The 11,516-nt window shown below is 45.3% G+C and carries 12 protein-coding genes (1 of these 12 only partly in view); 7 read left to right on the top strand and 5 right to left on the bottom strand.

Going from position 1 to position 11,516, the window contains the following annotated elements; translation table 11 throughout:
• The 3 genes in view from AC060N_RS16100 to AC060N_RS16090 are tightly spaced (at most 54 nt apart) and all read left to right on the top strand, a layout consistent with a single transcriptional unit that may run on beyond the window.
• Positions 1–9 carry the end of a KdsC family phosphatase gene (locus AC060N_RS16100; RefSeq protein WP_106543925.1) on the top strand. 522 nt of this gene lie to the left of the window's left edge, so 9 of the gene's 531 nt are visible here — the last part of the coding sequence; its start codon lies beyond the left edge, outside the window; its stop codon occupies positions 7–9.
• A 5-nt stretch (positions 10–14) separates the two neighbouring features.
• Entirely contained in the window at positions 15–596 is a 582-nt protein-coding gene (locus AC060N_RS16095) for a Maf-like protein (protein ID WP_479524710.1), read from the top strand.
• 54 nt (positions 597–650) lie between these two features.
• Entirely contained in the window at positions 651–2,795 is a 2,145-nt protein-coding gene (locus AC060N_RS16090; RefSeq protein WP_479524709.1) for a S46 family peptidase, read from the top strand.
• A 102-nt stretch (positions 2,796–2,897) separates the two neighbouring features.
• On the opposite strand, the gene AC060N_RS16085 is transcribed toward AC060N_RS16090, so the two are convergent.
• From AC060N_RS16085 to AC060N_RS16070, 4 genes are all read right to left on the bottom strand, one after another.
• Positions 2,898–3,671: a WG repeat-containing protein gene (locus tag AC060N_RS16085; protein WP_479524708.1), complete on the bottom strand. Its 774-nt coding sequence runs from the start codon at positions 3,669–3,671 to the stop codon at positions 2,898–2,900.
• A gap of 142 nt (positions 3,672–3,813) precedes the next feature.
• Complete coding sequence (locus AC060N_RS16080; RefSeq protein WP_106543929.1) at positions 3,814–4,101, bottom strand: co-chaperone GroES; 288 nt, start codon at positions 4,099–4,101, stop codon at positions 3,814–3,816.
• A 178-nt stretch (positions 4,102–4,279) separates the two neighbouring features.
• Entirely contained in the window at positions 4,280–4,864 is a 585-nt protein-coding gene (locus AC060N_RS16075) for a glutaredoxin domain-containing protein (RefSeq protein WP_479524707.1), read from the bottom strand.
• A 25-nt stretch (positions 4,865–4,889) separates the two neighbouring features.
• Entirely contained in the window at positions 4,890–5,441 is a 552-nt protein-coding gene (locus AC060N_RS16070; protein ID WP_479524706.1) for a 4Fe-4S binding protein, read from the bottom strand.
• A 412-nt stretch (positions 5,442–5,853) separates the two neighbouring features.
• On the opposite strand from AC060N_RS16070, the gene AC060N_RS16065 reads away from it, so the two are divergent.
• Positions 5,854–6,243 carry a group III truncated hemoglobin gene (locus AC060N_RS16065; RefSeq protein WP_479524705.1) on the top strand — a complete coding sequence of 130 codons (390 nt, stop codon included), beginning with the start codon at positions 5,854–5,856 and terminating at the stop codon, positions 6,241–6,243.
• On the opposite strand, the gene AC060N_RS16060 is transcribed toward AC060N_RS16065, so the two are convergent.
• Complete coding sequence (locus tag AC060N_RS16060; protein ID WP_479524704.1) at positions 6,240–7,148, bottom strand: hypothetical protein; 909 nt, start codon at positions 7,146–7,148, stop codon at positions 6,240–6,242. The two genes, AC060N_RS16065 and AC060N_RS16060, sit on opposite strands and share 4 nt — an antisense overlap.
• A 68-nt stretch (positions 7,149–7,216) precedes the next feature.
• Between AC060N_RS16060 and AC060N_RS16055 the strand changes: the two genes are divergently transcribed.
• The 3 genes from AC060N_RS16055 to AC060N_RS16045 all read left to right on the top strand — a co-directional run bounded on the left by AC060N_RS16055 (position 7,217) and on the right by AC060N_RS16045 (position 11,513).
• Positions 7,217–9,277 (top strand): acetate--CoA ligase family protein, encoded by a 2,061-nt coding sequence (locus tag AC060N_RS16055; RefSeq protein WP_479524703.1) that lies wholly within the window; start codon positions 7,217–7,219, stop codon positions 9,275–9,277.
• Between the two features lie 24 nt (positions 9,278–9,301).
• Complete coding sequence (locus AC060N_RS16050; protein ID WP_479524702.1) at positions 9,302–10,852, top strand: arylsulfatase; 1,551 nt, start codon at positions 9,302–9,304, stop codon at positions 10,850–10,852.
• A 235-nt stretch (positions 10,853–11,087) separates the two neighbouring features.
• On the top strand, positions 11,088–11,513 hold the full coding sequence (locus tag AC060N_RS16045) for an ACT domain-containing protein (RefSeq protein ID WP_479524701.1): 426 nt from the start codon (positions 11,088–11,090) through the stop codon (positions 11,511–11,513).
• Positions 11,514–11,516: the final 3 nt, after the last annotated feature.

Raw genomic sequence — 11,516 nt, 5'->3', positions numbered from 1 at the left:
AGCTTTTAAGGAGTATGGTACTGGAAAATCTGAAGGATTATCGTATTATTCTGGCATCGAAATCACCCCGCCGGCAACAGCTGCTGGCTGATTTAGATATTGATTTTGTGACGGAAATTCATGAGGTGGACGAGGTCTTTCCGGAAGGATTACCCATGGAGGAAATTCCGCAATACCTGGCCCGGCTGAAAGCTGAGCCATTTGTTGGAACTATGAAGCAGAACGATCTTGTTATCACATCGGATACCATTGTTTACGTGGCTGATAAAGTATTAGGTAAACCGACCGATTACGAGGACGCAGTTGCCATGCTCCAGAAACTTTCGGGGCGGCAGCACGAAGTAGTTACAGGTGTTTGCCTGACCTCGAAAACGAAGCAGGTTAGTTTTGCCGCAGTAACTGACGTCTTTTTTAAAGAGCTTTCGCAGGAAGAAATCGACTATTACATCACAAACTACATACCTTACGACAAAGCCGGGGCATACGGCATCCAGGAGTGGATTGGATACATTGGCATCGAGCGAATCGAAGGTTCCTATTTCAACGTAATGGGACTGCCGGTGCAGCATTTGTACGAGGAATTGAGCAAATGGTAATTCAGTCTTCTTTTCCTATTTTTGACCTCGAGAACAAACAAACCTACTTATAAAATGAATTTTAAGAACTTACTGCTTTCCCTTTTGCTGGTGTGGGGACTAATTTTCTCCGCTTCCGCGAAAGAGGGAATGTGGATCCCGACACTGTTGGAAAAATACAATATCGAAGAGATGCAGCAGATGGGATTCAAACTATCTGCCGACGATATTTACAGTGTGAACCATGCCAGCATGAAAGATGCCGTGGTGATTTTTGGTGGAGGTTGTACCGGCGAAGTGATTTCGCCTGATGGCTTGCTGATAACTAACCATCATTGCGGATACAGCTCCATCCAGAAGCATTCTTCGGTTGAGCATGACTACCTGACCGATGGTTTTTGGGCGATGAACCGTGATGAAGAACTTCCCAATCCCGGTCTGACCGTGAAATTCCTGGTAAGAATGGATGATGTGACGGCTCAGGCACTGGAAGGAGTTACCGATTCGCTGACGGAAAGTGAGAAGCAAACGCGCATTAATGAAAATACGGCGAAGATTGAAAAGGAAGCCACTGAAGGAACCGACTATACAGCTGTGGTGAAGCCGCTTTTTTATGGCAATCAATACTTTGTGTATGTCTACGAAGTGTACAAGGATATTCGTTTGGTAGGATCACCACCTTCAGCCATTGGAAAATTTGGTGGTGATACCGATAACTGGATGTGGCCACGGCATACCGGCGACTTTTCTGTTTTCCGCATTTATGCAGGGAAAGACAACAAGCCGGCCGAATATTCGCCCGACAACGTTCCGTACAAACCGAAGAAGTTTTTCCCCATTAACATGAAGGGAGTAAAAAAAGGTGACTTCACGATGGTTTTCGGTTACCCGGGAACTACAAAGGAATATCTGCCTTCGCAGGCGGTGAAGCTGATTATGGCACAAAGCGATCCGGAAAAGGTTGCTATTAGAACAAAGAAACTGAATATTTTGGCTGCCGACATGGAAGCAGATCGGGCGGTTCGCATTCAATACGCTTCGAAATATGCCCGCACATCGAACTCTTGGAAACGCTGGCAAGGTGAGGTGAAAGGATTGAAGCGACTGAACGCTGTGGAGAAAAAACAGGAAGGAGAAAAAGCCTTTACCGAATGGTTGAATGAGTCTTCTTCCCGAAAGGGAAAATACGGCGAAGTTTTGCCGCGTTTTGAAGAGTTGTATGCGGAGTTTGCTCCTTACCAACGCGCCGATGACTACTACTCGGAGGTCGTGAAAAGAGGAACCGATATCTTTAGTTTGGCGCGGAAGTTCGATCGCATTCGCCGTTTGGCGGAATACAATGCGGAGAGTCGGCTGGAAGGAGCCATCCCGGAACTGAAAGATGACGTGGTCAGCTATTTCAAAGATTACCATCAGGCGACGGATGAGAAAGTGTTTATTGCCTTACTGACCATGTACGCCCAGGATCTACCGGGAAAATGGCTGCCTGAAGAGCTGACCAAACTCACTCCGGAAAAATTGGCAAAACTCTATCGGAAGTCTGTGTTGACAAATGAAACAGCACTGAACCAGATGTTAGATAATTTTGACAAACAGGCGGTGAAAAAGCTGGAGAAAGACCCGGTAATGCAACTGTACCGGGCACTTCGAAATACATATGAGGTAAAAGTGGAATCGCGTTACCGCGAACTGAACGATTCGATAAAAGCCAATCAAAAGTTGTACATGGCCGGTTTGCTCGAAATGAACAAGGGCAAACGCATGATGGCTGATGCAAATTTTACTTTGCGGGTGACTTACGGAAAAGTGGAAGGATACGATCCGCGTGATGGCGTGCATTACAAGTACTACACCACTTTGAAAGGCATTATGGAGAAAGATAATCCGGAGATTTACGATTATGATGTCCCGGATCGGTTGAAGGAATTGTACCAGAAAAAAGATTTTGGCCAATACACGAATGGTAAGGGACAGGTTCCGGTGGCTTTTTGTGCCTCAAATCACACGACGGGAGGAAACTCCGGAAGTCCGGTAGTGGATGCCGAAGGAAACCTGATCGGCGTGAATTTCGACCGTACCTGGGAAGGCACGATGAGCGACATCATGTTCGATCCGGATCAATGCCGCAACATCATGCTGGACATTCGCTATGCACTGTTCGTTATCGATAAATTTGCCGGAGCCGGCTATTTGTTAGATGAAATGGAATTGGTGAATTAGTTCTTTGTTCAAGATAAAATCAAGCCCCGCAGGAAAGTACCGGCGGGGCTTTTTATTTCTTTTCGATTTTTCGGAAAGAAGAATTACTGGAAATTTTACTAGCTAATCTTTTTGCGAAGCCGGAAGATCGACTTTAGGGGCAATCATATCCGAATCGCTTTCGTTGTTGTGGTAATTGCAACGTATTTTTCCGTCCACTGACATCACATTCCACGGTGAATAATATTTAACCGTTCCATCGGAAGAGTGTTTGGTTCTTTGCGGAAGAACTGAATAACGGTTAAGATTCCGGTCATGGAGAATCAATGCAAACATATCGTTATCGCTCAGGGCGGAAGGAGATTGAATCCGAAGCCGGGTAATTTCTTTTATGGCGCGGTCGATATAGGAGGAATTGTCCCCTTCTGAAACATCTTGCTGGAATGAAATCTGTTTCCCTCCTGACAAAGTAATCGTAGCCGCAACCGAGAAGTCCTCGTTTCCGTATTGGTCGATGAAACCCAGGCGGCCGTCTTTCCGGACTAAAGCCCAAGGTGGACCATACGTTCCAAAATGGTCAATCATTTCGTATTGCGGTTTTACCACTTCCTTTCCTGCTCTGTCGATGAATCCCAACTTACCGTCCTTTTCTACCAATGCCCATGAAACGCCGTGTGCACCATATTTTTCAATGGAATCGTACTGAGGAGCTACAACCACGTTTCCTTGCTGGTCGATGAACCCAAACTTGCCGTCTTTTTTGATTAAAGCCCACGGGACACCGTACTCACCATATTTGCTTACCACCTGGTAGCCGGTTGTTGATTCGGTTGTTTGTGCTGTGGAAAAGGATATGCAAAAAAAGACTGCTGCGAGAGTAAAAAAGATGTGTTTCATGATGCCCTCCATGCTTGGTACCATTAATATCAACGAAGCATGAGGGTGATTTATTGAGTGAAAGGCTGAAAGAATTTTCATTAAAAAAGAAATCCCGTACCAGCGAAACTGGTTACGGGATTTTCTGATGGTAAAAAGAGAATCAGATTTCGTCGGTTTCCACTACTTTCGACAAGATGTCGGCGTAGGGAAGCAACAGATATTTTTTCCCTTCGAATTCAACTTCATTTCCGCTGAACTCTTTGTACAGCACCATGTCACCCACGGCAATCTCCGGGTTTTCAACGTTGCTGATGGCAGCTACTTTGCCAATGTTCTTTTTCGCTTTCGCCGAATCGGGAATAATAATTCCGCCAGCCGTTTTTTCTTCGTGGCTATCTTCGGTTAACTCAATCAGTACATTCTGATTTACTGGTTGAAGCTCTTTCATGGTACCTAACTAATTATGGTTTAACAAAATTTAAAATCACAGTCGATAATCAGTGTCAATGAATAACTATGGCTATTAAAAATACAACCAAAATCAGGAACCCAAAAGGTACATCGGCAAAAGAATCGGCTTCAGCAACGCCACTCCGGAAATTCCGGTTCGTGGTGCGACAGGAAAATTACCTGATTCCCAACAGTGCGTTGATGCGGGGTCTGTCGAACCCAACAACGACCTGTCCGTTAATGAGCGTCTGCGGGACGCCCTGCTGTCCGCTGCGTTTGACCATTTCCTCAGCGGCCTTCTGGTCGCGCGAAACATCAATGTCGCGGAAGCGAATATTGTTTTCCTTGAAATAGGATTTAATTGCATTACAGTAAGTACAGGTGGGCGTTGAATAAACCACGACATTCTTCTGTGGTTTTTCATCATCACCGGCTGCCGCAGAATGGAAATTTCCGCCTTCAAACAGGTTTTGGTAGAAGCTTTCTTCGCTGCAGCCCTTCACCACCTTCTTCATTTCTCCGTTCTCGAATTCCAGCAAGCTGGGCACGGAGGTAATTCCATATTGCGGGTGAATATCCCGAACAGTTGCAACATCAGCAGTCAGTACGTTCGCTTTTTCAGCATTGGCTGCCGCCGATTCTACTGCATTAAGCGCGCAGCTGTTTTGTTCCGAGCCACTCGATTTGTATAGCAGTAGGAACGATTTTCCTTCGGTTCCGACCGCTTTTTTTAGTTCGTCGAATGAATGAATTTGTTTCATACGATTAATCAATCTCTAACTGTTTTTACTTCTTTTTCATGTTCACCTGTTTTCCCGTCTTCAACGGAGAAAAGGCAAACCTGTATGTCAAACTTCCGTTGGGGCATTCCGAAACGCATTGCAAACATTTCGAGCAGCTAAAACTGGCCCCGGGACGCTCTTTCCCATTTTGGTAAATGCTGTATTTCGGCGAGTTCAACGTTGAAATATAGCATTGCTTATCGCAGATGCCACATGATTTGCAGGTATCCTTGTTCAGCGAAATCCGGTAAAACGAGAACCGGTTCAGCCAACCGGAAATCCATGCAATCGGACATCCTAATTTGTGGTATTGGTACGTTTGCCGGAATGATTCCCCGGGAGTCATGCTCATGAGAAATTCCATCATAACACCCATCGGGCACATCCAGCGGCAAAATACCTTCCCCAGAATAACACCGGTTATGGCCCCGAAAAGGAGCACATACCACAGCGAAATATGATAATAACCAATAATAATATAGAGCGCTACGCCAATGATTACCTGAATCACTTTGCGTTGTTTGATGGCCCACCGTAACAGTTTCTGCTTCTTCATCGCTTTGTTGCTTTTGAGAATCTCTGATTCACATTTTCAGTGCATTATCTGTTGGGCAGAACATCTGATTGTATTTTCACAATCAACCTTTTTCTGCCAACAAGTGTGCCAAGTTGCGAAAAAATGACATACTGACATATCCAGATGATTGAATATATAATTTGTCTGAATAAGCCTTGTTTGAGATATTATTTACAGGCTTCGTTATTTTGGAAACTTCAAGCAATGAGATGTATGTAATTGTCTGTATGCGTGTGATTTGTTTTTTGATGTTCGATGGTGAAAAGTTCCAGAAAGGGACTGACAAAATGCGCATAATAGTTCCTCGTGATGAGTGTTGTTATTGTACGGGTCAGAAGAAAACGCAAAATTTGAAGAAACAGAATCAGCAATAAACCTAAATACAACCGCAATGAAGGACATTGAATCCATCGATGACGTCAAATTCCTGGTGGATAATTTCTACGCCAAAGTAAGGGAGGACGATTTGCTTGGCCCCATTTTCAACAGTCGGTTGGAAGGTCGTTGGGAGAAGCACCACAAACGTCTGTACCGTTTTTGGAACACGGTGTTGTTGCGCAAGCCCGATTATTATGGTAAGCCTGTGGAAATGCATTTTAACATGAATATTGGTGGTGAACATTTTTCCCGTTGGTTAGAGATATGGAACGAAACGGTGAAAAGTAACTTTGAAGGAATGATTGCGGAGCGTGCTCTACTTCGTGGAGAGACAATGGCACACGCTTTCCTGGAGAAGATTGAAAAGCACCGGAAAAACAATTGGGAGGCCAAAGAAATTTAGCCACAGAGCGTGTATAAATCAAGATAGGAATTGATGCACATCACCGGGATATTTCCCGATTTCCGAAGTAATTTCGGTAGGGTCAGTCCCAGCCAGCTGTCGATAAAAGTAGTTTTGTCGTTTCCTGAAACAATTAGCAAGGCTTCCGAAATCGTGAGGGCGTGTTCCAAAGCAGATTTAGAGAGCTTCCAGGTTTGTGAACTGCTTTCGATGACCTGGTAAGGAAAGGCAAATTTGTCGAACAACATCTCGATAGCTGACAGATTCTTCTTAACGCGTTTCCGGTCATCCTTCCCCGGTTCACGGGCCGCCATCAGGTCAATGAGCGCCTGGTTATTCCGTCCGATGTAACTGGCCCAAAGTGCCAGATCTTTGCTTCGCCGCATGTAACCAACCGGGATGATCAGTCTTTTGTATAGATTCTCGACCTCTTCTTCTCCTTCGACAAACAGAAAAGGAAACCCCGATAGTTTTAGTTTTGGTAGCAATTGCTTGGTGGAGCTCTTTCCTGCTGTCATCAGAATGACATCGTAAACTTCCGAAAGGTCCAGTAACATTTCTTGCGAAAGTTCGTGTTCGCGAACTAAATATCGCACCCTGACTGACGGAATAATGTCGGAGGTTTTTCCGGCCACACCGCGCATTTTGGCTTCGGCCATCAGTTTATCTTCCTGATGACTTTTTTCGATCAGGTGTAGCAGCAGCAACTCCTTTTTCAGGATACTTGCCAAATAAATGCCGTGAATCAAAGCGGCATTCATTCCTGCCGAGAAGTCGCACCAAACCACAATTTTTTGTTCCATGTCAGCCATTGCTGAAAGATAGCAAATATTCGTTTTGATAACCATAATGAAGAAGTCCATGATGGTTGAATATGTGCTGAACGTCATGTTTCCGCCTGTCATCGATCAGCTTTTCCATCTGCATATTTTAATACATTTGGCTCGGGTTGATTTAAATTAAATGCTGTAATATGCTAAACAAACAACTATTATCGCCAAAAAGTATTGCCGTTATCGGCGCTTCGAATGATGTCTCGAAACCGGGAGGTAAAATTCTGCTTAACCTTCAGGAACATAAATATAAGGGGAAACTCTATGCTGTGAATCCCCGTGACCCGGAAATTCAGGGAATCAAAACCTTTGCCAAGGTAGATGAACTGCCGATGATTGATTTGGCCATTCTGGCCATTCCCGCCAAGCTCTGTCCGCAGACGGTTGAAATTCTGGCTCATACAAAAAAAACGAAAGCATTTATTGTTATTTCCGCCGGATTTAGTGAGGAGAGTGACCAGGGTGCCGAATGGGAAAGACAAATGGTGGAGACCGTTAAATCTGTTGGAGGTGTACTAATCGGCCCCAACTGTATTGGTGCATTAACGCCTGAGTACGCCGGCGTCTTTACGTCGCCCATTCCCAAATTCGATCCGAAGGGATGTGACTTTGTCAGCGGTTCTGGTGCAACTGCCGTATTCATCATGGAATCGGGTATTCCGAAAGGATTACATTTTGCCAATGTTTTCTCGGTAGGCAACTCGGCCCAGATTGGTGTGGAAGAGGTGTTGGAATACTGGGACAAAACCTATGATCCGGAAACGTCGGCACCCGTCAAGATGCTTTATGTGGAGTCGATTCATAATCCCGACAAATTTCTGTGGCATGCTTCTTCCCTTATCAGGAAAGGATGCAAGATTGCCGGTATCAAAGCCGGAAGTTCGGAAGCCGGAAGTCGTGCCGCTTCATCGCACACTGGTGCCATGACCAGTTCCGATTCAGCCGTAGAAGCGTTGTTCCGCAAAGCTGGAATTGTTCGTTGTTACGGAAGGGAAGAGTTGACGACGGTTGCCAGTATTTTTATGTTCGAAGAGTTGAAAGGAAAGAACATGGCCATTATTACGCATGCCGGCGGTCCGGCTGTAATGCTTACCGATGCATTGGAAGATGGCGGTTTGCGAATTCCCCGTTTGCCCGATACAAAAGTAAAAGCAGCGTTGAAGGATAAGCTGTTCCCTGGTTCGTCGGTTGAAAATCCAATCGATTTTCTGGCAACCGGAAACGCAGAACAGTTGGGTGCGATTATCGATGCCTGCGAAAATGATTTCGACGACATCGACGGGATGGCTGTTATTTTTGGTAGTCCCGGCTTGCAGCCAGTAACCGATGTGTACAAGGTGCTGAGCGATAAGATGAAGACTTGCAAAAAGCCAATTTACCCGATTTTGCCTTCTGTCATCAACGTGCAGAAAGATGTCGCTTATTTTATTTCCAGCGGAAATGTGAACTTCCCTGACGAAGTGTTGCTGGGGCGTGCGTTGACGAAGGTTTACCGCACTCCAAAACCATCAGAAGAGAATATTTATCTCGAAGGAGTAGACGTTGCAGAAATCAGGCGCGTTGTTGAAAGTTGTGAGAACGGTTACATGCCGCCCGAAAAAATTCACGCGTTGTTGAAAGCTGCTTCCATTCCGTTTGCGCAGGAGCGTGTGGTACAAAGTGTCGACGAAGCTGCCGAAGCTGCCAAGGAACTTGGCTTCCCGCTCGTAATGAAAGTAGTTGGGCCGGTACACAAAACCGAAGTAGGCGGTGTATCTTTGAATATTCGTGACGAAGATATGGTACGCAAGGAGTTTGCCCGGCTGATGAAAATCAAAGGCACAACCGCTGTTTTAATGGCGGAGCAAGCCGAAGGTATCGAGCTGTTTATTGGTGCTTCTTACCAGGATAAATTTGGTCACGTGATGCTGTGCGGAATGGGCGGCATTTTCGTGGAAGTATTTAAAGATGTAACTTCGGGTTTGGCACCGCTGACATTCCCCGAGGCGCATTCGATGATACGTAACCTAAAAGCCTACAAAATCATCAACGGCTACCGTGGAATGGAAGGCGTTGACAAAGATAAATTTGCGGAAATCATCGTTCGTCTGTCATCCATGTTGCGTTTTGCCGTTGAAATTAAAGAGATGGATTTGAATCCATTGCTCGGAAAAGGCGATCGCATTCTGGCGGTGGATGCACGCATCCGTATTGAGAAATAAGCTAACTAATAACCTGTGCTTCCGATGAGGAAAGCCCTGAACATATCGCGGAGAAATTTTATCCGCTCCACCTCCGTGGCAACAGCCGGTTTAATGGTTGGTGCCACAGAGAAGGCTTTTTCCCAATCATCGGAAGATTCAAAACAACCCAGGCAGCCACACATCATTTTTATCATGACCGACCAGCAGCGTTTCGATGCGCTGGGATGCATGGGAAATCCTGCGGTGATTTCTCCGAATATTGACAAGCTGGCGCAAAATGGTGTCGTTTTCCGGAATGGCTACTCATCTACGCCAAGTTGTACTCCTGCTCGTGCCGGATTACTAACCGGACTGTCTCCCTGGCATCACGGAATGCTGGGCTACGGAAGAGTTGCCCGGAAGTATCCGTTCGAGATGCCGCAAATGCTTCGTGAAGCTGGATATTACACCTTCGGCATAGGGAAAATGCACTGGTTCCCGCAGAAATCACTTCACGGTTTTCATGGCACGTTGGTCGATGAGTCGGGCAGGGTTGAACAGGATGGTTTTGTCAGTGATTACCACGACTGGTTTAAGTTGCAAGCACCCGGTTCCGATCCCAATGCTACCGGAATAGGGTGGAATGAACACCGGGCCGGAACTTACAAGCTTGACGAAAAGTTGCATCCAACCTATTGGACAGGGCAAACGGCAGTTGAATTCATCAACAATTATCAACTCGAACAACCTCTGTTCCTGAAGATTTCGTTTGCCAGACCTCATAGTCCTTATGATCCGCCGAAACGTTTGCTGGCAGAATATGATAACGTTGAAATTCCGGAACCTTGGATTGGCGATTGGTGTGAGGAATTTGCGAATTACCCGGATACGCCGGATGCCGCTTTTGGCAATTTTGGGATGGAGCACGCTGTAAAGGCCCGCCGGCATTACTACGCCAATATCACCTACATTGATGAGCAGGTGGGACAAATCATTGATGCCTTGAAACAAAAAGGTTTGTATGAAAATGCTTTGATTTGTTTCACCGCCGATCATGGCGATATGTTGGGCGATCATTATCACTGGCGGAAAACTTATGCTTACGAAGGCTCGTCGCATATTCCATTCATCATGCAATGGCCCGAATGGATGAATGCACAAGCGATAAAAGGAAGTCAGCTTGAACAACCCGTTGAGTTGCGCGATTGGTTACCCACCTTCCTGGATGCTGCAGGCGTTTCAGTTCCCGATAAAATGGATGGCCGTTCCATGCTTTCGTTGATAAGAAAACAACATCCGGAATGGCGTGAATACATCGATTTGGAACATGCCACCACCTATCGGCCCGAAAATTACTGGAGTGCTTTAACCGATGGAAAGGTCAAGTACATTTGGTTTTTCCGTACCGGCGAGGAACAACTTTTCGATTTAGTCAATGACCCGGGAGAGAAGCATGAACTCCACGCCGATTCTTCCTGGCAAAGTGAATTAAAGAAATGGCGCAATCGCATGGTTCAACATTTAAGTGAACGAGGAGAAGGTTTTGTACAAAATGGCCGGTTGGTGAAAAGGATAGAAAATATGCTGTACAGTCCCAATTATCCAACATCCTGAATAGAGAACTGTAATGGACACCTATCTTTCCCATTTTATGCGATGCTGTTGATGTGATCTGGTCAGTAATTAGAATAATTATAAAATTCAGGATTAAAAGGAATTATATCTTTCAGCGCTCGAATATTTTTAATTTTGTGAAGGAAGATACTTTTTCCAAATCACACCGGTATTTAAAGCAATATTCCCTGTTTTTCGCTAAATTAAAGGGTAGAACCATAACGGGGTAAATAAGATGTTAATAAAGCAAGTTTCTGTTATTATGGAAAACAGATCCGGGCGATTGAATGAGATTTCCCAGATCTTAGGTGAAGCAGGGATCAACATTAGTGCTTTTTCGGTGGCTGATACGGCGGAGTTTGGAATTTTACGGTTAATTGTCTCCGACCCGGAAAAAGCTATGGAAATTTTGCAGCAACGTGGATTTACTGTAAGGCAGACAGAAGTGGTTTGCCTGAGCTGTCCCAATCAGGCCGGTGCGTTGGCCCGGGCCTTGAAAATTCTCAGCAGAAATGAGATTTCGATTGAGTACATGTATGCCCTTTCGATGGGAGATGCTGCTAATATTATAATGAAACCTAACGATGTAGAGCGATGCATTGAGGTGTTGCAGAAGAACAAACTGGAGTTGATAAAAGCCAGTGATTTGTACAAGATATAAGGA

Source organism: Prolixibacter sp. DSM 2831 (assembly GCF_056493735.1).
This window is presented reverse-complemented; position numbering and strand designations above follow the sequence as displayed.